Annotated in this window: 24 protein-coding genes; 11 read left to right on the top strand and 13 right to left on the bottom strand. The window is 66.5% G+C overall.

What is annotated here, in order from left to right:
- Nucleotides 1-10: 10 nt before the first annotated feature.
- On the top strand, nt 11-1114 hold the full coding sequence (locus AC59GX_RS00695) for a cell wall hydrolase (protein ID WP_426282769.1): 1104 nt from the start codon (nt 11-13) through the stop codon (nt 1112-1114).
- Nucleotides 1115-1116: 2 nt separating this feature from the next.
- Here the strand turns inward: AC59GX_RS00695 and AC59GX_RS00700 are convergent, their stop codons facing one another.
- The 7 genes from AC59GX_RS00700 to AC59GX_RS00730 all read right to left on the bottom strand — a co-directional run bounded on the left by AC59GX_RS00700 (nt 1117) and on the right by AC59GX_RS00730 (nt 5816).
- Entirely contained in the window at nt 1117-2256 is a 1140-nt protein-coding gene (locus AC59GX_RS00700; RefSeq protein WP_426282768.1) for an acyltransferase family protein, read from the bottom strand.
- Nucleotides 2257-2267: 11 nt separating this feature from the next.
- Nucleotides 2268-2564: a hypothetical protein gene (locus AC59GX_RS00705; protein ID WP_056061473.1), complete on the bottom strand. Its 297-nt coding sequence runs from the start codon at nt 2562-2564 to the stop codon at nt 2268-2270.
- Nucleotides 2554-2979: a hypothetical protein gene (locus tag AC59GX_RS00710; protein WP_426282767.1), complete on the bottom strand. Its 426-nt coding sequence runs from the start codon at nt 2977-2979 to the stop codon at nt 2554-2556. The genes AC59GX_RS00705 and AC59GX_RS00710 overlap by 11 nt, the downstream gene beginning before the upstream one ends.
- A 96-nt stretch (nt 2980-3075) precedes the next feature.
- The gene (locus tag AC59GX_RS00715) at nt 3076-4176 is read right to left on the bottom strand and encodes an oxidoreductase (protein WP_426282766.1); all 1101 of its coding nucleotides are present in this window, start codon (nt 4174-4176) and stop codon (nt 3076-3078) included.
- Nucleotides 4177-4186: 10 nt separating this feature from the next.
- The gene (locus AC59GX_RS00720; RefSeq protein WP_426282765.1) at nt 4187-4828 is read right to left on the bottom strand and encodes a heme exporter protein CcmB; all 642 of its coding nucleotides are present in this window, start codon (nt 4826-4828) and stop codon (nt 4187-4189) included.
- Nucleotides 4825-5352 (bottom strand): heme ABC exporter ATP-binding protein CcmA, encoded by a 528-nt coding sequence (ccmA, locus tag AC59GX_RS00725; RefSeq protein WP_426282924.1) that lies wholly within the window; start codon nt 5350-5352, stop codon nt 4825-4827. Before ccmA ends, AC59GX_RS00720 begins: the two co-directional genes overlap by 4 nt.
- A 41-nt stretch (nt 5353-5393) precedes the next feature.
- Complete coding sequence (locus AC59GX_RS00730) at nt 5394-5816, bottom strand: metallopeptidase family protein (RefSeq protein ID WP_426282764.1); 423 nt, start codon at nt 5814-5816, stop codon at nt 5394-5396.
- Between the two features lie 48 nt (nt 5817-5864).
- Between AC59GX_RS00730 and AC59GX_RS00735 the strand changes: the two genes are divergently transcribed.
- A complete protein-coding gene (locus AC59GX_RS00735; RefSeq protein WP_055881974.1) occupies nt 5865-6161 on the top strand; it encodes a 4a-hydroxytetrahydrobiopterin dehydratase in 297 nt (98 codons plus the stop codon).
- 66 nt (nt 6162-6227) lie between these two features.
- Here the strand turns inward: AC59GX_RS00735 and AC59GX_RS00740 are convergent, their stop codons facing one another.
- Nucleotides 6228-7016, bottom strand: coding sequence for an SDR family oxidoreductase (locus tag AC59GX_RS00740; protein ID WP_426282763.1), 789 nt, complete (start codon nt 7014-7016; stop codon nt 6228-6230).
- A gap of 48 nt (nt 7017-7064) precedes the next feature.
- Here AC59GX_RS00740 and AC59GX_RS00745 point away from each other — a divergent pair, with 48 nt between their 5' ends.
- Both AC59GX_RS00745 and AC59GX_RS00750 read left to right on the top strand, forming a co-directional pair.
- The gene (locus AC59GX_RS00745; RefSeq protein ID WP_426282762.1) at nt 7065-7838 is read left to right on the top strand and encodes an ATP-binding cassette domain-containing protein; all 774 of its coding nucleotides are present in this window, start codon (nt 7065-7067) and stop codon (nt 7836-7838) included.
- Nucleotides 7835-9379, top strand: a complete 1545-nt coding sequence (locus AC59GX_RS00750; protein ID WP_426282760.1) for an ABC transporter permease/substrate-binding protein — start codon at nt 7835-7837, stop codon at nt 9377-9379. The genes AC59GX_RS00745 and AC59GX_RS00750 overlap by 4 nt, the downstream gene beginning before the upstream one ends.
- Here the strand turns inward: AC59GX_RS00750 and AC59GX_RS00755 are convergent.
- The 4 genes from AC59GX_RS00755 to AC59GX_RS00770 form a co-directional block, all read right to left on the bottom strand.
- On the bottom strand, nt 9370-10128 hold the full coding sequence (locus tag AC59GX_RS00755) for a sulfite exporter TauE/SafE family protein (protein ID WP_082441379.1): 759 nt from the start codon (nt 10126-10128) through the stop codon (nt 9370-9372). The two genes, AC59GX_RS00750 and AC59GX_RS00755, sit on opposite strands and share 10 nt — an antisense overlap.
- Entirely contained in the window at nt 10121-11326 is a 1206-nt protein-coding gene (gene rlmN, locus AC59GX_RS00760; RefSeq protein ID WP_056061442.1) for a dual-specificity RNA methyltransferase RlmN, read from the bottom strand. The genes AC59GX_RS00755 and rlmN overlap by 8 nt, the downstream gene beginning before the upstream one ends.
- A gap of 243 nt (nt 11327-11569) precedes the next feature.
- A complete protein-coding gene (locus AC59GX_RS00765; RefSeq protein WP_426282759.1) occupies nt 11570-12028 on the bottom strand; it encodes an invasion associated locus B family protein in 459 nt (152 codons plus the stop codon).
- Nucleotides 12029-12207: 179 nt separating this feature from the next.
- Entirely contained in the window at nt 12208-12864 is a 657-nt protein-coding gene (locus AC59GX_RS00770; RefSeq protein ID WP_497300598.1) for a histidine phosphatase family protein, read from the bottom strand.
- Between the two features lie 166 nt (nt 12865-13030).
- On the opposite strand from AC59GX_RS00770, the gene AC59GX_RS00775 reads away from it, so the two are divergent.
- The 7 genes from AC59GX_RS00775 (at nt 13031) to gyrB (ending at nt 21958) form a co-directional block, all read left to right on the top strand.
- A complete protein-coding gene (locus AC59GX_RS00775) occupies nt 13031-13684 on the top strand; it encodes an outer membrane protein (protein WP_107951824.1) in 654 nt (217 codons plus the stop codon).
- 130 nt (nt 13685-13814) lie between these two features.
- Nucleotides 13815-14933, top strand: a complete 1119-nt coding sequence (gene dnaN, locus AC59GX_RS00780; RefSeq protein WP_056017955.1) for a DNA polymerase III subunit beta — start codon at nt 13815-13817, stop codon at nt 14931-14933.
- Entirely contained in the window at nt 14930-15577 is a 648-nt protein-coding gene (locus AC59GX_RS00785; RefSeq protein ID WP_426282757.1) for a YbjQ family protein, read from the top strand. The genes dnaN and AC59GX_RS00785 overlap by 4 nt, the downstream gene beginning before the upstream one ends.
- Nucleotides 15578-15757: 180 nt before the next feature.
- The gene (locus AC59GX_RS00790; RefSeq protein ID WP_426282756.1) at nt 15758-16567 is read left to right on the top strand and encodes a Coq4 family protein; all 810 of its coding nucleotides are present in this window, start codon (nt 15758-15760) and stop codon (nt 16565-16567) included.
- A gap of 181 nt (nt 16568-16748) precedes the next feature.
- The gene (locus tag AC59GX_RS00795) at nt 16749-17969 is read left to right on the top strand and encodes a DNA replication/repair protein RecF (RefSeq protein ID WP_426282754.1); all 1221 of its coding nucleotides are present in this window, start codon (nt 16749-16751) and stop codon (nt 17967-17969) included.
- An 84-nt stretch (nt 17970-18053) separates the two neighbouring features.
- Entirely contained in the window at nt 18054-18869 is an 816-nt protein-coding gene (locus AC59GX_RS00800) for an OmpA family protein (RefSeq protein WP_426282753.1), read from the top strand.
- Nucleotides 18870-19426: 557 nt separating this feature from the next.
- A complete protein-coding gene (gene gyrB / locus AC59GX_RS00805) occupies nt 19427-21958 on the top strand; it encodes a DNA topoisomerase (ATP-hydrolyzing) subunit B (protein ID WP_426282752.1) in 2532 nt (843 codons plus the stop codon).
- Nucleotides 21959-22132: 174 nt separating this feature from the next.
- Here gyrB and AC59GX_RS00810 read toward each other — a convergent pair whose 3' ends face one another.
- A complete protein-coding gene (locus tag AC59GX_RS00810) occupies nt 22133-23014 on the bottom strand; it encodes a polysaccharide deacetylase family protein (protein ID WP_497300602.1) in 882 nt (293 codons plus the stop codon).
- Nucleotides 23015-23146 lie beyond the last annotated feature (132 nt).

Raw genomic sequence — 23146 nt, forward strand, 5'->3', positions numbered from 1 at the left:
CGACGAAGCAATGGCTCTTCTCGACCTTATCCGGCGACAGGCGCCCGCGTCGCACGAGCCGGCGCCCTCGACGCTGATCCTTGATCCGAACACCGTTTCGTCGTTGCCGCCGGTGCGTCGGTTTCACCTGGGCGTGATCGTGCCCGCCCTGCTGGCGCTGATCCTGATCGGCGGATCGATCATTGTCGCAGTCGTCAGCCTCGGGACGCCGCCGGACAAGACGTTCGACGCGACCGGCGGCACGCGCTGGGCGAGCACGGCGCGAATCGAGGCACCGTTTGCACCCAAGACGATGCGGCCGCTGACGCCCGAGCAGGCGGTTGCCTGGAACGCCGCCGCGCCGACCGTGGCGAAGCGCGTCGAATCCGCGTCCACCTTTGCGCTGCGGACCGGCAAGGCGGAGGACTATAGCCGTTCGCTGCAATGCCTGACGATGGCGGTCTATTACGAGGCGGGCAGCGAATCGGACGATGGCGAGCGCGCGGTGGCGCAGGTCATCCTCAACCGCGTCCGCCATCCCGCCTATCCCAAGACGGTGTGCGGTGTCGTCCTCGACGGATCGCAACGCAGGACCGGCTGCCAGTTCACCTTCGTCTGCGACGGCGCGCTGGGCCGGTTACCGTCGCAGAAGGGCTGGCTGCGCGCCTCGCGGATCGCGACGTCGGCACTGGGCGGCGCGGTGTTCGCGCCGGTGGGCTGGGCGACGCATTATCACGCCAATTATGTCGTGCCGTATTGGGCATCGAGCCTGGAAAAGGTCGCGGCGATCGGCGCGCACATCTTCTACCGCTGGAACGGCCCGGCCGGACGCGGTGGCGCATTCCGCGGCGTCTATGCGGGTAACGAACCGGCAATGACGCTGCCCGCAACCGTCGCTGCCCCGACGGCGACGGATGCAGCGGCGACGGTGGCCACCGCATCCGGCGCGGTCGCCCCGAGCGAGCGGCCCGTCCTCAGCGGCTATCGCGCCAGCCTGCCCGACGATTCCCCGGTGCCGACCGTCAGCCTTGGCGAACGGCGGGTGCTGCCGCGTGGTCCCGAAGTCGGCGACACCAGCGCTTCGCCGCCGACTCCAGAGCGCCGCGTCCTGCCGGTATCGCCTACCGCCAACTGACCTCAGGGGGCGACGAGTTCGGCCCTGGACGGGCGCCGTCCACGCAACGCTTCCGCGATCGGCAGCTCGATCAACCGCCATGACAGCCACCCCACGCCGAAGCACACTGCACAGGCGACGACCGCCATCGCGAGCAGCGCCGGTAGGCCGTATGCAACGATCGATACGGTTGCCGACGCGAACGCGCCCAGCACGAAGCTGTGCGTGAGATAGATGCTGTAGGACGCGTTGCCGAACGCACGCGAGAAGGCCGCGAACCCGTCCGACCGCCGCGTCGTCGCGGGCGTCGTGAGCACGGTTACGGCCACCGCTCCTGCGATCGCCGCCATTGCGACGATCTGGCTCGGGTCGATAGTGGCGACTCCCAGCGCGGCCACGGCGACGACCGCGATGACCGACATCGGCAGCACCGGCAGGCGGTCGCCGATCCGGTGGCGGACGAGCGCGATCACGATCCCGATCGCGAAATAGGCCATGATCGGCCGCGTGAAGACATAGGCGGCGATCGATACTCCAACCTGGTCGCGTGGCGCATCGATGCCGGTCCCCACCGCGACGAGCAGCCCCAGCACCGTCAGCACGAGGAACGCGCCGCGCCGCGCCAGCACTGCGAGGCCCGCCGCGAACAGCAGGTAGAAGAACATCTCGTAATGCAGCGTCCACCCCAGCTCGTAGATCGGCTGGATCAAACCGTTGGCGCCGCGGTGGGGGATGAACGCGAACGACAACAGGAATTCGGCCACGTTCGGCAGGCGCGCCGCGACAATGGTCCGTGCGCCCATCGCCTGCGCCAGCCAGCCGAACGCCACGATCATCAGCATCGTCAGATAATAGAGTGGCGCGACCCGCAGGAACCGGTTGCGCAGGAACGACCAGCCCGATGGCGGCGGCCGGTCCTCCCGAAGCGCGATATAGACCATGATGAAGCCGCTGATCGCGAAGAAGGTGGCGACGCCGGTCTGGCCGAGCCGAGTCGTGAAATCGGGAAGGTCGTGGATGATCGCACCGCGCCGGACATAGCGCTCCAGCAAATGCTCGACGACGACACCCGACGCCGCCAGTCCGCGCAGCAGCTGGAGCGGCGCTATCTGGTCGCGGTCCAGCGCCGCATCGCGCGAGATCAGCCGCGAAACCAGCGGCACGCGCGCGCCAATCACGCCAGCCGCAGCATGACGATGGTCGCGTTCAGCGCGAACCCCAGCGCGACGCTCTTGATCATCTCGCGCGGCGTCACCGGCAAATTGGCGTTGATGATCGCCGCCACCAGCGAGGTCGACGCCGCGAACAGCAGCAGCGACCACCAGCTCGGCCAGGTCGCGTTCTTCACATGCGCCCAGTCGGTGATCAGCGGCAGCAGCACCATCAGGAAATGCCCGAAGCACGCCGCCAGCCAGTGCGACAGGAACCGCGGCAGGCTTTCGCCCAGTTCGAGATGCGGATCACCGCTCATCGACGATGCTCCGTTCGTCCTGTTCGGCATGCGCCACCAGCGTCCCGATCAGGATCTCGTAATAGGCGGCGGCATTCGCCTCGATCTCGTCGTCGGGATCCGCCTGCGTCGCGCCGGCCTGTCCAGCCGCCGCCCGCGCCGCGCGGATCTGCCATTCGGCCATGTCGCGCCAGGTCGCCACGTCGCGCGCGGCGATCGCCTGTTGCGCAAGCCCGATCAGGATGACGAACGCGCCCAGCACCGCGACCGCGACCGCCAGATAATAACCATGTGCCCAGATCGCGCGCAGCCAGAAGCCGTAGATGACCGTGACGATCACCACGATCAGCGCCACCAGGCAGATCGCATCGATCAGTCGACCGATCCGCTTGGGCCACCGCGATTGGTTGAGGCCATGGTGAAGGGGGTCGGGCACGTCGCGATCCTGTCAGAGAAGATCCGGATCGGCAACCGACCGGAGGTGCTTCGCAAGCGACGCATTCGATACCCGCGCGACGGCGGGACGGATCGTTCAGATTTGTACAGTCGCGGACGATAGCGCGCCGGTTGCGGCGTCCCGCTCGCGATCGGTCAGCGCCAATGCCGTCGTCGCGCCGGTATTTGCGGACAGGAACGCCGCCTCGACGACCGCCATCACCGCCAACGCTTCGATCGGCGCGACCGGATTTTTCGCTGCTCGCCGAACCGCCGCCGCGATTCCACGGTAATAGAGACGCTGATCGCCGGGTATCGCGCGCTGTTCGCGTTGCCCGTTGGCGGCGTGGATCACGAGCGGATCGGGATCCTCGCCCCAGTTCGCGTCGCCCGGCCGCATTCCGCTTAGAAGTTGCGCCTCCTGGCGGTCGGCGCAGTGCTTCGTCATGCTGCCGGCGGTGCCGTGCACGGTGAACCGGTCGACGCCGCCTGCCACCAGCATACTCGCCTGGAGGATCACGCGGCGCTCGCCATAGGACAGGACGACGTGTGCCCAATCGTCGGTCATCGCACCCGGCCGCTGTGTCGCGATCGACGCCTGGACCGTGTCCGGCAGGCCGAACAGGAGCAATGCCTGATCGACGAGATGCGGACCGAGATCGTACCAGACCCCGCTGCCCGGCCCCGATCGCTCGCGCCAGCGGTCGCGGACGTCCGGCCGGAACCGGTCGAAATGCGATTCGAAATGCGTGACGTTGCCGACGATACCGGCGTCGATCGCGGCACGCACGGTGAGGAAATCACTGTCCCAGCGCCGGTTGTGGAAGACGGACAGCAGTACCCCCCGATCGTCCGCCAGCGCGACAAGCCCGCGCGCTTCGTCGAGGTCTAGCGTGAACGGCTTGTCGATCACGACATGCTTCCCCGCCGTGATCGCTGCCCTCGCGAGCGGTGCGTGCGTCTCGTTCGGCGTCGCGATCACGACCAAGTCTATGTCCTCAGCCGCGATCAGCGCGTGCGGATCGGCGTGGACCGTCATCCCCGGAAAGTCCGCCTGCACCTTGCGGGCATCGCTGGACGACACCGCGCAAAGCTCGAGCGCCGCGACCGATGCTATCAACGGGGCATGGAAGGTCTTGCCCGAAAATCCGTAGCCGATCAGCCCGACGCGTATGGGGCCGGCTTGCTCGTCCGTCATGCTCATCGCCTCAGTCCATGCCCGCGCGGATCGCTGCCGCCGCCAGAAACGGTGCGCCCGCGACGAGCACGAGGCTGACCGCGGCGAGCAGCTTGACCGCGCCTGCGCCGCCAGCCGGGTCGAGTGATCCCGCGCCGAAGATCAGCAAGGGCACCGCGAGCGGCAGCATCACGAGGCCCGTCACCGCGCCGCCGCCGCGAACGCCGGCAACCAGCGCACTGGTCGCGACCGCGAGCGCGGCGAGGCCGGGCGTACCGATCAGCAGACCGATCTCGACGCGGAGCAGCGTGTCGGCCGACAGGTTGAGCAGGCCGGCGGCGATCACCGCGGCGAGCATCAGCGGGGGGCCGAAACTCAACCAGTGCGCGATCGTCTTCGCGAAGGCGACCAGCGCGAGCGACATCCCGCGGACGACGAACTGGTCGAACACGCCCGCCTCCAGATCGGGACCGACGAGGCGCTCGACCGGCAACAGGGCGGCGAGCAGCGCTGCCGTCCAGATCACCCCGCCACCGATCCGCGCGAGCAGCGCCGCGTCGGGGCCGATCGCGAACGGGAACAGCGTCGCCACCAGCAGGAAGAACGCGATCACCAGCGTCGCGCCGCCACTCGACACGCTGCGGCGCAGATCGCGGCGGATCAGCGCGATCACAACGCGATCTCCTGCGCGTGGGGAATCGCCAGCGCCAGATGCGTGGCGACCAGCGCAATGCCGCCGGTGGCGCGGTGCTCGGCGATCAGCGTTTCCAGTCGAGCGATCGACACCGTGTCGAGCCCGTTGGCGGGTTCGTCGAGCAGCCAGACCGGCGCCCCGCTGGCGGCAACGCGCGCGATCGACGCGCGGCGGCGTTGCCCGGTCGACAGCAAGCGGACCGGAATGTCCGCGAGCGCGTCGAGATCGAGGGCGGACAGCGCTTGCGCGATCCGGGTATCGTGGGCGGGGGCATTGTCCAACGCAGCCCAGAAACGGAGTGCCGTAATCAGCGTGCGATCCGGGTCGAGCGCGCTCGCTTCGGTCAGCAGCGCCTTGTCTGCGTCACACGTCACGGCGCCTTCGAATGGTGCGAGCAGGCCGGCGGCGATACGGATCAAGCTCGATTTGCCGACGCCATTGGGGCCGGCGACGATTGCCGCGTCGCCAGGCCCCAGGTCGAACGACACGCCCGAGAACAGCATCCGCCCGCCCCGCACGCACGCGACGTCGCGAAACGCGAGGCTCACGTGGCCCGATCTTCGACGGAGTCTTCCAGCGCGTGCATGTCGTCGTCGCTCAGCCCGAAATGATGGCCGATCTCGTGGATCGTCACGTGCGCGACGAGGTCGTCGAGGCGCAACCCGGTCTCGATCCATTCCTCCAGGATCGCGCGGCGGTACAGGACGATGCGGTCGGGCATCGGCGCGACGTCCATCGACGATTTCTCGCCGAGCGGACGGCCGTGATACAGGCCCGACAGGTCGAGCGGGTGTTCGATCCCCAGCGCCGCCAGCGTCTCGTCGTCGGCATACTCCTCGACCGCGAACACGATGTCGCCGAGATGCTCCGCGAACTGCTGCGGCAGCTTGGCGATCGTCGCCCGCGCGATGGCCTCGATCGCGTCGGCGTCGGGGGCTTCCCCGGATATTGTCGCTTGCCCGCTCATGCCGCCAGCCATACGCGTCGGCGAACTGTTGCGGCAAGGGAGAGCCCGATGATCGAAGCGCTGAACGATACCGAGCGGGCCGAGGCGCTCGATGGGCTCGACGAGTGGGATTACGACGATGCGCGCGACGCGATCACGCGGACGATCGTGTTCGCCGATTTCGTCGAGGCGTTCGGCTTCATGACGCAGGTCGCGCTGATCGCCGAGCGCGCGAACCACCATCCGGAGTGGAAGAACGTCTGGAACCGCGTGGAAATCCTGCTGACGACACATGACGCAGGCGGCCTCTCACCGCGCGATATCGAGATGGCCGAAGCGATCGACGCGATCGTCGGCGACGCCTGAGCTGAAGGCATTTTGAGCACCACCCCGGCCTTCGCCGGGGTGGTGCTCAAATAAATTCCGCAACTTCTACTTCCGCATATCCCGCCGCATCCGCTTGCGCAGCGCGCCCGGCATCCACCGCGCGGCGAACGCCATGCGGTGCGCGGTCTTCCCCACAAAAGTGTGCACCTTGTCGCCGTGCACTGCTTCCCAGGCCGCCTCCGCAACCTTGTCCACCCCGGTCAGCTCCAGCCCCGCCCCCGTCACCGTCTCGCGGATCGAGTGGTTCGTGTTCCCCGCCGCGGAATCGAGCAGCGGCGTGTCGATGAAGCTCGGTACGATCGAGCGCACCTTGATGCCGTCCGCCGCCCATTCGCCGTCGAGCGCCTCGGTGATCGCGCGCACCCCGAACTTGGTCGCGGAATAGGGCGCAAGCCCCGCCGATCCGTAGATCGCCGACGCCGACGCGGTATTGAGCAGGCACGATCCCGGCGTCCGCTTCAGATACGCATGGCCGATCCGCGCCCCGTTCAGTGCCCCGACCAGGTTGATCGCGATCACCCGGTCGATCTCGGCGAAGTCGGTCTCCGCGAGCGGTCCGCCCGATCCGATCCCGGCGTTGTTGAACAGCACGTCGAGCCGCCCGCCCGTGGTCGCGACGAACGCATCGAGCGACGCCACCCACGCATCGCGGTCGCGCACGTCCATCTGGTAGGTGCTGACCATCCCCGCGGGCAGCAGCGCGGCGGTCTCGGCAAGCCCTGCGACGTTGACGTCGGCGAGCCCGACCCGCCAGCCTTTCCGCGCGAACAATATCGCGGTGGCGCGGCCGATCCCCGATCCGCCGCCGGTGATGAAAATGCCCTGCTGGCTCATACCCTCTCCATTTGATTTTCCGGTATGTTTCCCGCATCCTGCGCGCAGATGCCAGACAATTCCCCAGCGCTCGCTTTCGAACGCGTCACCAAAAGATACCCAGGCGCTGGGGGCACGACGATTGCCGTCGACGGCGTTTCGCTGGAGATCGCACGCGGCAGTTTCGTCGCGCTCGTCGGCACGTCCGGTTCGGGCAAGTCCACGCTGCTGAAGACGCTCAACCGCCTGGTCGAGCCGAGCGAAGGCCGCGTGACGATCGACGGTGCCGACGTCGCCGCCGAGCCCGCGCCTGAACTCCGCCGCCGGATCGGCTACGTCTTCCAGAACATCGGCCTGTTCCCGCACATGACGATCGCCGAGAACATCGCGATCGGCCTGCGCATCGCCGGCCGCACGGATGAGGCCAAGGTCGGCGAACTGCTCGATCTTGTCGACCTGCCCCGCGATATTGCGAGCCGCATGCCCGACGCGCTCTCGGGTGGCCAGCGCCAGCGCGTCGGCATCGCCCGCGCGCTCGCACCCGGCGCGAAACTGCTGCTGCTCGACGAGGCGTTCGGCGCGCTCGACCCGGTCACGCGCGATGCGCTCGGCACGCGGATCCGCGAACTCCACGACCGGCTCGGGCTGACCACCATCCTCGTCACGCATGACATGGCGGAGGCACTGCTGCTCGCCGACCGCGTGCTGGTGATGAAGGCCGGGCGGATCGTCGCCGATGCCACGCCAGCCGACCTCGTCGCCGGCAAGGGCGGCGACGACGCGCAGGCACTGGTCCAGGTGCCGCGCGCGCAGGCCGAACGCTTGCAGGCGCTAGTCGCATGAGCGCGTTCCTCGACGCGCTCGGCCGCGTGCCGCCGCTGCTCGCCAACCACGTCCTGCTTTCCGCGGCGGCGCTTCTGCTCGGCATCGCGATCAGCCTGCCGCTCGGCATCTGGTCCGCGCGCAACGCGACGGTGGCGCGCATGTCGCTCGGTTTCGCGAGCCTCGTCCAGACCGTCCCGAGCCTCGCGCTGCTCGCCTTGTTCTACCCGTTGTTGCTCAGCCTCTCCGCGCTGGTCGGCGGCGGCATCCCTGCGCTCGGCTTCCTCCCGTCTTTGATCGCGCTGACGCTGTACGCCCTCCTTCCGATCCTGCGGAATGCAGTCGCCGGCCTGCATGGCATAGATCCCGCCGTGATCCAGGCGGCGGACGCGGTCGGCATGACGCCCGCGCAGAAACTGCGGCTGGTCGAGGCCCCTTTGGTCGCGCCCGTGCTGATCGCCGGCATCCGCACCGCGGCGGTCTGGACGATCGGCGCGGCGACGCTGTCGACGACGGTCGGCCAGCCGAGCCTCGGCGATATGATCTTCGCCGGACTCCAGACGCAGAACTGGGCGCTGGTGCTCGCCGGTTGCGTGTCGGCGGCCGCACTCGCGTTGGCGGTGGACGCACTGATCGGCGCGATCGAATACGGCATCCGCGCGCGCCGCCGCTGGCTATGGATCGTGAGCGCGGTGGTGCTGGTCATGGGAACCGCGGCGGCGACCGCCCCGCTATGGCCCAAGGGCGGCGCAGACCGAACCGTGGTCGTCGGCGCGAAGAACTTTTCCGAGCAATATATCCTCGCGCGGCTGATCGGCGACCGGCTCGAACATGCGGGCTACACCGTCGAGTATCGTGACGGCCTCGGCTCGGCTGTGGTCTTTGGCGCGCTCTCCGGCGGCGATATCGACGTCTATGTCGATTATGCCGGGACGATCTGGGCGAACGAGATGAAGCGCAACGACGTCCCCGAACGCCCGGCGATGGTCGCCGCGATCGCCGACTGGGCGAGGCGCGAGCATCATGTCGGCCTGGTCGGGTCGCTCGGGTTCGAGAACGCCTATGCCTTCGCGATGAAGGGCGACGCGGCAAAGTCCAAGCGCATCGCCAGCCTCGACGATCTGGTGAAGGCCGCGCCCGGCATGACGCTCGGCAGCGATCTCGAATTCCTCGAACGTCCCGAATGGGCCGCGGTGAAGCGCGCCTATCCGCTGAGATTTGCAAAGACGACGCCGTACAGCCCGACCTTCATGTACCGCGCGCTGGAGAGCGGCAATGTCGACGTCATCTCGGCCTTCTCGTCGGATGGCCGGATCGCCGCGGACGGGCTTACCGTGCTGACCGACCCCCGCCGTGCGATCCCGGGCTACGACGCGATCCTGATGGTCGCGCCGAAGCGGGCAGGGGACGCCAAGTTCCTCGCCGCGCTGAAACCGATGGTCGGCCGTATCCCGGTCGAGGCGATGCGCGCCGCGAACTACCGGGTCGACCGCGATGCCGACAAGGAAACGCCCGAGGCCGCGGCGAAATGGCTCGCTGCGAAGACCGGGCTTCAGGAATAGGCGCGGTAGAAGAACACGATCGTCGTCGCGATCGTCACCAACAGCGTCCACACGCGGATCACCTGCGGCGACAGCAGCAGGCCAAGCTTCGCACCGAAATGCCCGCCGACGATCCCACCGATCAGCATCGGCACGCATAGCGCCCACACCACCATCCCGGTCGCGATGAAGATGATCGTCGCCGCGAGGTTGGCGACTGCCAGCATCAAGGTCCGCGGCGGCGCGAGCGTCGCGGGCGTCGCGCCCGACAGCAGCCCCCAGGCGGCGGTCAGCATCAACCCGACGCCGCCGCCGAAATACCCGCCATACACACCCAGCAACGCTTGCACCGCGACCAGCGACTTCGGCCCGATCTCGACCCGCGACCGCAACCACAGCGACGCGCGCGTGCCAAACGCGATCGCCAGCGTCGCGAACAGCAGCAGCCACGGCACGATCAGGTCGAACGCGCGCGCCGACGTCGCCACCAGCAACAGGCTGCCGACCAGCCCGCCGACGAAGGTGATCCCGGCCATCGTCTTCATGCTGACGCCCGAGATCGGCTGGAGCCCATGCCGGTACGCCCACGCGCTCGCCATCGCACCCGGCTGGAGCGAGACGTTGCTGGTGGCGTTGGCGAAGGTCGAGGGCACGCCGAGTCCGATCAGCGTCGGCATCGTCGCGAAGCTGCCACCGCCCGCCAGCGCGTTCATCGCACCGCCAAGAACCCCAGCCCCTGCCGCCAGCGCGACCGCAGTCCACTCAAGCAAAAGCGTCGGACTCGGCGGCGGCCTCGCGATCGATCTGCGCGCGGCTCTTCTTCTCCGACGCGGTCTTCAACTGCCCGCACGCCGCATCGATGTCGCGCCCACGCGGCGTCCGTACCGGCGCCGAGATCCCCGCGCCGAACACGATGCTGGAGAAGGATTTGATCCGCTCGGGCGTCGAGCACTCGTACTGCGCACCCGGCCACGGGTTGAACGGAATGAGGTTCACCTTCGCCGGCAGCTCGTACTTCCGCAGCAACCGCACCAGCTCGCGCGCATCGTCGTCGGAGTCGTTCTTGTCCTTCAGCATCACATATTCGAACGTGATGCGCCGCGCGTTGTTCGTGCCCGGATAGTCCGCGCACGCCTGCAGCAATTCCTCGATGCCGTACTTCCGATTGAGCGGCACGATCTCGTCGCGCACCTCCTTGGTCACCGCGTGCAGCGACACGGCGAGGTTCACGCCGATCTCGGCCCCCGCGCGCGCCATCATCGGCACCACGCCCGACGTCGACAACGTGATCCGCCGCCGGCTGAGCGCGAGGCCCGCACCGTCCATCACCAGCTTCAGCGCATCGCGGACATTCTCGAAATTATAGAGCGGCTCGCCCATCCCCATCATCACGATGTTGGTAAGCATGCGGCCTTCCGGCTGGCTCGGCCATTCGCCCAGCGAGTCGCGCGCGAGCATTACCTGGCCGACGATCTCGGCGGGCGTCAGGTTGCGCACCAGCCGCATCGTGCCGGTGTGGCAGAAGGTGCAGTTCAGCGTGCAGCCGACCTGGCTCGACACGCACAGCGTGCCGCGATCCGCGTCGGGGATGAACACCATCTCGTAATCCTGCGCGTCGTCCGACCGCAGCAGCCACTTTCGCGTGCCATCGGTCGACACTTGAGCCTCGACCACGTTGGGCCGGCTGATCACGAAACGCTGCTCGAGCCACGGGTGCATCGTCTTTGAGATATCGGTCATCGCCGAGAACTCGGTCGCGCCGCGATTATAGATCCAGTGCCAGAGCTGTTTCGCGCGAAGCTTGGCCTGCTTCTCCTCGAGCTGCGACGTCTCCAGCGCCATCCGCAGATCGGCGAGCGACAGCCCGAGCAGGTCGATCCGCCCATCGCTGCGCGGCACGAAGCTGCGGGGAACGGGCACGGGATCGATGTGCCCCGGAATGGGCATGAGGTTCGCGGCGGTCTGCATGGGGCGGCCCTTAGCGGAATTTTCGTGATTTTTCTACTGGCTGCGAGAGAGGGAAGTAGACACCCTTCCGATCCTCCCCCGCAAGGGGCAGGTGGCAGGCGTAGCCTGACGGAGGGGGAGGCCTGCGCCCACGTTCGTTCCGTGTCCTCCCCCTCCGTCACCTGCGGCGACACCTCCCCCTTGCGGGGGAGGATCGTGAAGGTTCGTTCGGAACGTCTATTGGAAACGCGGGGCAGCAAACCGTCACCCCCCGCTACACGCCAACACAGCCGCATCGATCGCTGTCGCCGCCCCCGACAGCGCATACACATCGACAAACGGTCGCCCCCCGACGCCGACCGCCTCCACGCTCATGCTCCGCCCCGACCGCATGGCCGCCACGATCGCGCGATCGCTCGGCGCATCACCAGCCCACGCATCCAGCCCGTTCGCCACCAAAGCGAATCGCCGCTCGCCGATCGTCAGCGTCACCCCCGCCGACCGATCCCGCTCGCGACTGAGCCGCACATACAAGGACGCGCGCAAACCCCGCTTCGGCCACGTCGCAACGCTGGCAAACCCCGAAGCACGCCCCCCCGCCATCACCGGCCGAGCAATCGCGTAACACCGCGGGGGCGTAGCGTCCCGGAACGCACCCCATCCTTGGTAGACGCCGATCGTGTCACGCGCCGCTACCGGAGCAGCAATCGCAAACACCGCCACCGCCAAAACCAAACGCCACAGAACCCCCCTCCCTGGAAGGGAGGGGCAGGGGGTGGGTAGGCCCGATCGAGCCCCAGCGGTTCGAACACGGGGAAACCGACCCACCCCCAACCCCTCCCTTCCAGGGAGGGGGGCGGAAGTAGACAACTCGGGTTTGAGACCTTCGCCCCGGCTCCAACTCACGCCGGAGCGAACCCTGTACCCAGATGCGGCACCGTCGCGCGTCCGTTCTCCACCAGCGTAACCGATCCTTGCGGCAACCCCTTCGCAACCGGCGCGTCGAGCACAGGATCGACCGCCGCACCGGTCATCACGCCGAGCATCACCCGACTCGAGATCCCGTGCATGATCACCAGCCGGTCGCCCGGATCCTCCGCCGTATCCGCCAGCCACCCACCGACTCGTGCCGCGATCTCCGCATAGGTCTCGCCATCCGGTGAAGGTTTCAGCGTCCCACCCGGCAGCATCACCGGCCCGACCTCGTCGATAACGTCCGCATAATAACGGCCGCCCCACGATCCCATGTCGATCTCGACTAGCCGCGCATCGGTCTGCGCGTCATGCCAGTCCAGCTCCAGATGCTCGCAGATCACCGCCAACGTCTGCAAGGCTCGCCCAGTTGGGGAGGACCACAGCGTCAGCGCCGGCGTCACCCCCAGCAGTTCCCTTAACGCCCGCCCAAGCTCGTCCGCCTGCGCGAACCCAGCGCGCGTCAACGGCGTATGCGCGGCATTCCCCTGCAACCGATGCGCCGCATTGAACACGGTTTCGCCGTGCCGCGCGACGAAATCGCGACCCTTGCGAATGGCTGAAATATCGGTTGATCGGGCGTCCACGTCACCCTGCCGTTGGCTTGGAATCATGGCCCGTATTTCAACCCCCTGTGGCGCAAAAGCAACGGATTTCCGTGTTTATCTGGGGTTCATGCAACGCCCGCGCGGTTGGTCCATTGGAGCGGTCCGCCCCGCGTAATGGGGCGCCAGATCAGTAAGGAGTAACCCAATGCGTACGCTCATCGCCGTCTCGCTGCTCGCTACCACCGCAGTAGCCGCCCCCGCCCTCGCGCAGACCAACCCGACCTTCACCGGCCCTCGCGTCGAGGCCACGCTCGGCTACGATCACACCGGCGCCGGCAGCAGCGTGTCCAACAACAACGGGCGCGATGACCAGAAGATCGACGGCCTGCTGTACGGCGGCGGCATCGGCTACGATATCGCAACCTCGGACAACATCGTGCTCGGTGCCGAAGCCGAACTGACCGGCTCGACCGCGAAGAGCGATCGCAACGATTACACCAGCGACTTCGGCTATGGCCGTGTCAAGCAGGGCCGCGACATCTATGTCGGCGCACGCGCGGGCTACGTCGTCGCGCCGACGACGATGCTGTACGTCAAGGGCGGCTACACCAACTCGAAGCTCGAAGTGCTCGCCGGCAGCACCAGCCAGACCACCGACAATAATTTCAAGCTCGACGGCTGGCGCGTCGGTGCGGGCGCCGAGCACGCGATGGGCCCGAACAGCTACGCCAAGCTCGAATACCGCTATTCGAACTATGAGCGCGGCAACATCGACTATGCGACCGGCGGCACCAGCAGCCGCTTCGACGTCGATACCGACCGCCATCAGGTCGTGGCGAGCTACGGCTTCCGCTTCTGATCGCTTTAACGCGACGTTTACCGTGATCAAAGAAGGGTCGGGGCGCTTGCTCCGACCCTTTGTTGTTGGGTAAGCCATCTGCGGATTGCCCCCAGCCCCGAGTCCGGCTGCGGTGGCGGGGGGAATTACGATGAAGGCGACGATCGAACGCGCAACGCTCCTCAAGGGGCTGAGCCATGTCCAGTCCGTGGTGGAGCGGCGCAACACCATCCCCATCCTGTCGAACGTGCTGATCGAGGCGACCGCCGAGGGCACGCTCAAGCTGATGGCGACCGATCTTGATCTCCAGATCAACGAATCGATTGCAGCCGCGGTCGACCAGCCCGGCGCGACTACCGTGTCCGCGCACACGCTGTTCGACATCGCCCGCAAGCTCCCCGAGGGTAGCCAAGTCCAGCTCGCCGCGTCGGAAGGCCGGATGAGCATCGTCGCCGGCCGTGCGCGCTTCTCGCTCGGCACGCTGCCGCGCGACGATTTCCCGGTGATCGCGGAAGGCGAACTGCCGACTCAGTTCGAACTGCCCGCCGAGACGCTCAAGCAGATCATCGACAAGACGCGCTTCGCGATCTCGACCGAAGAGACTCGCTATTATCTCAACGGCATCTTCCTGCACGTCGCGGACGGCGACAGCTCGAACCCGGTGCTGAAGGCCGCCGCGACCGACGGCCACCGCCTCGCGCGCGTCACGCTGCCGCGTCCCGAGGGCGCCGAATCGATGCCCGACGTGATCGTGCCGCGCAAATGCATCGGCGAGCTTCGGAAACTGCTCGACGAGGTCGACGGTTCGGTCGGCGTCTCGCTGTCGCCGACCAAGATCCGCTTCGACCTCGGCCAGGCGATCCTGACCTCGAAGCTGATCGACGGCACCTTCCCCGATTACAGCCGCGTAATCCCGACCGGCAACGACAAAATCCTCAAGATCGACCCGAAAAGCTTCATGGAAGGCGTCGACCGCGTCTCCACGATCGCGACGGAGAAGACGCGCGCCGTGAAGATGGCGCTCGACCGCGACAAGATCACGCTGTCGGTGACCTCGCCCGAAAACGGCACCGCCGCGGAGGAAGTCCCCGGCGATTACGTCGCGCTCCCGTTCGAGATCGGCTTCAACAGCCGCTATCTGATGGACATCCTCGCACAGATCGACGGCGACATGGTCGAGGTGCACCTCGCCGACGCCGCCGCCCCGACGCTGATCCGCGAGAACGATAAGTCGCCCGCGTTGTACGTACTGATGCCGATGCGGGTGTGAGCGATACCTGCTCAAATTGCGGAGCCGTGCTCAAGGTTGGAATGATTTCGTCAAATCAACCTTTGTCTCCCGGGCGGCTCCGCGTGATTAACTTGGCAAGTTCCGAGCATCTCGATGCTGCGTGCAACAAGTGCGGTGATCCATCGTATCGAGATGCGACGGAAGCGCTGGAATTGGAGTCACGCGAACTCCGCGCCAAGCTAACAGCGATTCTGTCGCATGTTCCTATCGTCTCATTGCAACAGCCGATGGGTTGGACCTATGAGCCGCTTGGAATAATTACCGCGCAAACAGTGACCGGGACGGGCATTTTCTCGGACGTTGCGTCTGCCTTTACCGATCTGTTTGGCACTCAATCTGGCGCATATAACGCAAAATTGCGTGACGGCGAAAACCTATGCAAAGCGTCACTGCGGGCCCAAGCTATCGAGCAAGGCGGCAATGCGGTTCTTGGCGTAGATGTCGATTACGCTGAAGTAGGCGGCCAGCGTGCCATGTTGATGGTGTGCATGACAGGCACTGCGGTGTCCCTGACACAAATCGTCCCAGACGATCCTTCGTTTTTCGATGCGACGCGAGACGGCGCCTCACTCGCTAACCGGGCGAGAGACATTCAGGATGCGCTGCAAAGCGCTAGGGTTTGATCCACGTTTTCAAGGAAAGCTCGCTTCAGCGGATTCGTCATATCGGATCTGACAAAGAGCGGATCGAACGAGGTGACCTGCTGGCGGAGAGGTTAGTTCGTTCAGCCGAGATCATCCGTCCTGATTGACTCCACGCCCAGCGCTCAATACTAACAGTAATGTCAGTAAGGAGTCGACTCGATGGCGAAGCTTCCTCCGTTTCCCGGTACGACCGGTCGTCGCGATTGGCGTACGGCGTTCGATGCGATCAAGAAACTGCTCGCGAACGGCGACGATACGACGCAGGTGTTCCGGATCATGCGCGCGCTGAACGTCGGCAATGCGCCGATGAATTACGCGCGGCTGATCGCCACCGAGCAGGGCGGGCGGATCGCCTATGACCGGGTCGAACTGGCGCAGCGTTTCTCCGACCCCGCGTTCGTCGCGAGCTTCGCGCCCAGCACGGTAGGGGCGGCGTATCGCAATTTTCTCGAGACGACGGGCTATTCCGCGGATGGCCTCGTCGAGGTCTCGCGGCTTACGCCGAGCGAGGACGACATGGCGCATCCCTATGCGTGGTTCGGCCGGCGGGTGCGCGACACGCACGACATCTGGCACGTGCTGACCGGCTACAAGGCGGACGAAAGCATGGGCGAAGCGGCGCTCGTCGCGTTCAGCTACGCGCAGGTCGGCGGGCTCGGCTGGGCGCTGATCGGCTCGGCTGCGGCGTTGAAGAGCATGCGGGTGACCGGCAGCAAGCTGTTCGCGAAGGCGGTCTGGGAAGGCTATCGCAACGGGCGCAAGGCGAAGTGGGTGTCGGGCGAGGATTATCTCGAACTGCTCCACGAACCGCTGGAGGCCGCGCGCGAACGGCTCGGCATCGTCACGCCGGTCGCGTATCTGCACGCGCAGCGCGAACTTGGACCCGCACTCGCGTCGTATCTTAGCACGCAGAAGGCGGCGACCGCGGCAGCCGCACCCGCGATCGCGCCGGAGCGGATCGCCGCCTGACGCGCTGCTCGGTAGCGTACCGGACGTGTCGCTAGCGCGGTTGTGATCGGATTGGTGCCTTACCCCGTTCGTGCTGAGCGAAGTCGAAGCACCGGTGCTCGTGCCGTGCCCTTCGACTTCGCCCGCGGCGAACGGAAAACGGCGATGCAATCGGTTTCGAAACTGCTCTAAGGCCGAGGCAATGCTGTCGCGTCTCGTCCTCACCGATTTCCGCAATCACGCCGACCTGACGCTGACGCCGGGACCAGGGTTCGTCGTGCTGACCGGCGAGAACGGCGCGGGCAAGACAAATATTCTGGAGGCGGTATCGCTACTCGCGCCCGGCCGCGGGTTGCGACGCGCGGCGCTGGGCGAGATGGCGCGGCAAGGCGGGGCAGGTGGCTTCGGCGTAGCAGCCACGCTGTTTCCAGAGCGCTCGCAGAAGAGCGCAACAGAATTCCCCTCCCGCTTGCGGGAGGGGTCAGGGGAGGGCACGACGTACGTACTGGCGTCCGGCGTCGAGGAAAACGCGCCCCTCCCCCAACCCCTCCCGCAAGCGGAAGGGGAGTCAGAAGCACAGGGGCAGATACAGGCTCCAGCCGAAGTCGACGTCGCAACCGGTACACTCGCCTCCGCCCCGGAACGCCGCATCGTCCGCATCCAGGGCGCGACCACCACCGCCAACGCACTCGCCGAGTGGCTCACGATCCTCTGGCTCACCCCCGCGATGGACCGCCTCTTCGTCGCCCCCGCCGGCGAGCGCCGCGGCTTTCTCGACCGCCTCACGCTGGCGCTCGCCCCGAGCCACGCCCACCACGCCGCGCGCTACGACGCGGCGATGCGCGCGCGAAACCGCCTGCTTGCCGACGAAGGCCGCCCCGACGGCGACTGGCTCTCAGCGCTTGAAGCACAGATGGCCGAGCACGGCGCCGCCGTCGATGCTGCCCGGCGTGAGACGGTGACGCTGCTCGGAACACGACTAACGGAACAAGAAGACGGCCCGTTTCCGCGCGCCGGCCTGACGCTTGAAGGCTGGGCCGGCGACACCACGCGCCTGCAAGCCGACCTCGCCCAGGGCCGCGCGCGCGATGCCGCTGCCGGGCGCACGCTCAGCGGCCCCCACCGAGTCGACCTCATCGTCACGCACCTCGACAAGGCGCGAGCCGCCTCGCTAGCTTCGACCGGCGAGCAGAAGGCGCTCCTCCTCGGCATAGTGCTCGCCCACGCCGACCTCGTCGCCGAACGCACCGGCCAGCCCCCCGTCCTGCTTCTCGACGAGGTCGCCGCACATCTCGACCCATCCCGCCGCGCGGCGCTGTTCGCGCGGCTCGCAGGCCGCGGGCAGGTGTGGATGACCGGCACCGAAGACGCGCTGTTCGATGCGATCGGCGCACAGGCAACGCGCATCGCGGTCGGGCGTTAGGCTGAACGCGCGCTGTCGAGCAGGCTCACCGCGCGTTCAAGCGGGCGCGGGCAAAGCTCCGTCCATCGACGATACGGAGAGATCATGATGACCCGGAATTTCACGCGCGCAGCCCTTGGCGTCCTGATGGTCGCAGCCACCACCGCCCCCGTTTTCGCGCAGGTCCGTGACGGCGGACGGCCAGAGGGGCGTTACGACATGAGCCGCGCGCCTTGGTCGCGTCCCGGCTATCGTCTGGAAGGCGCAGGCGTGCCGGTGCTCTTCCCCGAACTGCGCAATACGCGGCGCGGCATCGCGTTCGTGATGCCGAACTTCGACGCGAACGGCGATGGTAGGATCAGCCCGCGGGAGGCCGATGATGCCAACCGTGAATTCGCGCGCATTGCAGGCCCCCGCCGCGACCGGTTCGACTGGGATGCGTATGGCCGTGACCCGGGTGGCTATCGCGGCGACCGCGGCACCACCACGGTGGTCGAGACCACGACCACCTGGGATCGTGGCGCGATGCGCAACTACGGCTTCCGCCAGACCCCGCGCGGCGCGACGCTGACCCTGCAGGAGGACGTGCTGTTCCGCACCGATAGCGACGTGCTGCGTCCCGGCGCGATCGAGAAGCTGCGTCCGCTCGCCCGCTATCTGCGCGGCAACCCCGGTGTCCGCGTCGCGATCGACGGCTTCACTGACTCGCGCGGTACGGACGCGCATAATCAGGACCTGTCCGAGCGTCGCGCGGCCAGCGTCCGCCAGGCGTTCGACGACATGGACGTCGTCCGCGCCCGCTTCAGCGTCGTCGGCCACGGCGAGAACCAGCCCGTCGCGACCAACGCAACGCCGGCTGGCATGCGCCTCAACCGCCGCGTCGAAGTGACCCTGCTAGGCCAGCGCGCCGACCGCTTCTGAAGCCGGTCTCCCTCGCCCCTCCGGGGAGAGGGAAGGGGCCCGCCGCGCTTGCGGTGGGAAGGGAGAGGGGAGTGAGGCTCGCGACGCTGATCCCAACTACCCCTCACCCTTCCGTCGCCTACGGCTCCTCCCTCCCTCTCCCCAAGGGGAGAGGGACCGGCCCGACTCAACCTGTACCACCCCGGCGAAGGCCGGGGCCCAATCGGGGGACATTGCTGACTGAGCGCAGTTCGTTGTTACTGCGACCTTTCCAATTGGACCCCGGCCTTCGCCGGGGCGGTGCTACCTTCGCCGGGGAAGTGCTACCTTCGCCGGGGCGGTGCTACCTTCGCCGGCGCGGTGCTAGGGTGCGCGCGCTGTCCTACACAGCCCACCCCTGTCACCATCCCCGCATAGCGATCCCAACCCCTTCGAAACCAGCCCGCCCAACCCACGAAGTGCACACACGCCGCAAAACGCTCCCAGCGTCTGCACTTCGTGCACTTCCGGCGCGGCACGCTCCGGCCCCAAAGGCCATTTCGCTTCCGTTTCGGCCCCCGAATGCCTATATACTCGGCATGGCATCCAACCCCGAAACCAACAATCCCAACCTCCCGAACATGGGCGACTATGGCGCGGACTCGATCAAGGTCCTGAAGGGCCTCGACGCGGTCCGCAAACGCCCCGGCATGTATATCGGCGACACCGACGACGGTTCCGGCCTCCACCACATGGTGTTCGAGGTCAGCGACAACGCGATCGACGAGGCGCTGGCGGGGCATTGCGACCGGATCGACATCGTCCTCAACGCCGACGGATCGGTCTCCGTCACCGACAACGGTCGCGGCATCCCGACCGGCATTCACACCGAGGAAGGCGTGTCCGCAGCCGAGGTCATCATGACCCAGCTCCACGCCGGTGGTAAGTTCGAGAACACCAACGACGAGAACGCGTACAAGGTCTCGGGCGGACTCCACGGCGTCGGCGTCTCGGTCGTCAACGCGCTCAGCGAATGGCTCGACCTGACGATCTGGCGCAACGGCGAGGAGCATTACATGCGCTTTGCGTTCGGTGACGCGGTCGCGCCGCTCAAGGTCGTCGGCCCCGCGACGGAAGGCCAGAAGGGGACGCGCGTCACCTTCTTCCCATCGCCCGCCACCTTCAAGATCACCGATTTCGACTTCGACAAGCTCGAACATCGTTACCGTGAGTTGGCCTTCCTCAACTCGGGCGTCCGCCTATTCCTCTCCGACGCGCGGCACGAGGAAATGAAAACCGTCGAACTTTATTACGAAGGCGGGATCGCTGCGTTCGTGAAGTACCTCGATCGCGCCAAGGTGCCGTTGATGCCGGAGCCGGTCGCGATCAGCGGCACCCGCGACGACGTCACGATGGACGTCGCGCTGCAGTGGAACGACTCGTATTACGAGAACGTCCTCGCCTTCACCAACAACATCCCGCAGCGCGATGGCGGCACGCACATGGCCGCGTTCCGCGCCGCGCTGACGCGTACCCTCAACAACTACGCCGAGAAATCCGGCATGTTGAAGAAGGAAAAGGTCCAGCTCACCGGCGAGGACATGCGCGAAGGCCTGACCGCGATCGTCTCGGTCAAGCTGCCCGATCCGAAGTTCAGCAGCCAGACCAAGGACAAGCTCGTCTCGTCCGAAGTCCGCCAGCCCTTGGAAAGCCTGATGGCCGACAAGATGGCGGAATGGCTGGAAGAAAACCCCGCACACGGGAAAGCGATCGTCGCGAAGATCATCGACGCTGCCGCCGCGCGCGAGGCTGCCAAGCGCGCCCGCGAACTGACGCGTCGGAAAGGCGTGATGGACATCGCCTCGCTGCCCGGCAAGCTCGCCGACTGCCAGGAGCGCGATCCCGCCAAGTCCGAACTGTTCCTGGTCGAGGGTGACTCGGCAGGCGGCTCGGCGAAGCAGGGCCGCGACCGCCATTTCCAGGCGATCCTCCCGTTGCGCGGCAAGATCCTCAACACCGAGCGCGCGCGCGAGGATCGCATGTTGTCGAGCCGCGAGATCGGCACGCTCATCACCGCGATGGGCACCGGCATCCGCGACGACTTCAACGCGGACAAGCTGCGCTACCACAAGATCGTCATCATGACCGACGCAGACGTCGACGGCGCGCACATCCGCACGCTGTTGCTGACTCTGTTCTATCGTCACATGCCGAAGATCATCGAGGGCGGCTATCTCTACATCGCTCAGCCGCCGCTCTACAAAGCGACCAAGGGCCGGTCCGAGGTGTACCTCAAGGACGACGCGGCGCTCGACGAATATCTCGTCGATGCGGGCGTCAATACGATGGTGCTCGACGGCCCCGGCGGCGGTCGTTCGGGCCGCGATCTGAAGGATCTGGTCGATCACGCGCGCCGGATGCGGACGCTGATGCGCTACGTCCCCAAGCGCTATGACGCCGGTATGATCGAGGCGCTGGCACTCGGCGGCGTGTTCGATCCGGAAGCGTCGGTCGAGGATCGCACCTCGCGTCTGGAGATCGTCACGCGGCGTCTCGAACTCGACGACGGCGATGCCCGCTGGACCGCGGTGCTGACCGAAGACGGCGGCATCCACTTCCAGCGCGCGTGGCGCGGCGTCACCGACCACCACATCATCGAGGCCAGCTTCCTGGTCTCGGCCGAGGCGCGCAAGCTCCATGCGCTGTCGGGCGAGCATGCCGAAAGCTACGCCCACACCTCGAATCTCGTCCCCGCCAGCAAGGCATCGGCGGCCGAAGAGCCCGAGGCTGAAGAGGGTGCGGAACCTGGCGCCGGTGTGATCGGCTCGGTTACCGCCGTCGCCGCACGCGGCTCGACGCAGGTCTCGCGCCCGAGCCACCTACTGGACGCCATCCTGACCGCGGGGCGGAAGGGCCTCGCGATCCAGCGCTACAAGGGTCTCGGTGAGATGAACGCGGAACAGCTGTGGGAAACGACGCTCGATCCGTCGGTCCGCTCGATGCTCCGCGTCACCGCGGTCAACGCCGAGAGCGCGAACGAGATCTTCACCCAGCTGATGGGCGAAGTCGTCGAACCCCGCCGCGAGTTCATCCAGGACAACGCGCTCAACGTCGCCAACCTCGACGTCTGAGCCGCACCTCATTGCAACGTATCCTGCAGTTTTTGCAGGATGCGTTGCAATAAAGGTCCATCGTTTTTCAGTTCGAATCGTGTGTTCGCAGCGGGGCCTAGTCCACCGCCAGATGTGGCTGACGAGGTCCGAGCACTCGACGCGCGTGTCGTCAGCTAGTTCGATACGGGCGGGTCAGACTGCCATGCCATTCGCTTCGACATGGGCGGCGATATCGCCGGCGGTCGTCCACCAGATACGTGGGTCGTCTGCTTCCCGAAGCTCCGTCAGGACGCGGGCGAGTGCCGGAACGCGGTGTGCCTGCCCCATGATGAAGGGGTGAAGCGCGATACCGAGGACGAGCGGCCGTCGATCACATTCGGACAACAGCTGTTCCACGCCTGCGCGTATCATGGCCGCGAACGTCTCTGCCTCCTGGTGGCGCTCGATGATCGCGGGGAGGTCGTTGATCTCCTGGGAGTAAGGAACGGAGAGAAGCCCGCCATGTTTGGTCGACAGTCGGGTGGGCTGGTCATCGTGCGCCCAATCGAGAACGTAGCGATAGCCGTTCTTGGCCAGCAGATCCGGCGTGTTTTGGCTTTCCGAAATCCAAGGCCCCAACCAGCCGGACGGCCGTATGCCGAGTGTCGCCAGTCTCTCGGTAACGTCTGCGATCAAGCTATCCTCGCGCAGGCCGACCATGTTCCCCTGCGCCTTCGCATTGCTGCTGCCGTGAGCCGCAATCTCGTCGCCACGATCACGGCATGCTTCTGCCAGGCCGGGGCAACGCTCGAGCACGTCAGCGTTCAGGAGTGCGGTGGTACGCAGCTGCAATCGATCAAAGAGATCAAAAAGCCGCCATGCCCCAACGCGATTGCCATAGTCGCGCCATGCATAGTTCATCACGTCGGGTTCGGTCTGGGACGGCGCTAACTTTGGCCCCAAACCGCCACCGAAGTCGAAGACCTCATAATTTACGCCGAGATAGATTGCGAGGCGACGTCCGACCGGCCAGTCGTAGTCCGGCCGGTCGGTGATGGGGCGGTAGTCATAGCGGTCATGGTTCGAGTTACTCATGGCGATGCAACGCACAAACTAGCGAATGGCATCGCTACTATCTCACGCTGCGTCGATTTCTGGGAAATGCTCTGCCGCTGGCACGCTATGTCGATTAGTCGGTGACGACGCCGATATTGTTGGCGGGGTTGG

Source organism: Sphingomonas sp. 320_CC, from assembly GCF_059691795.1.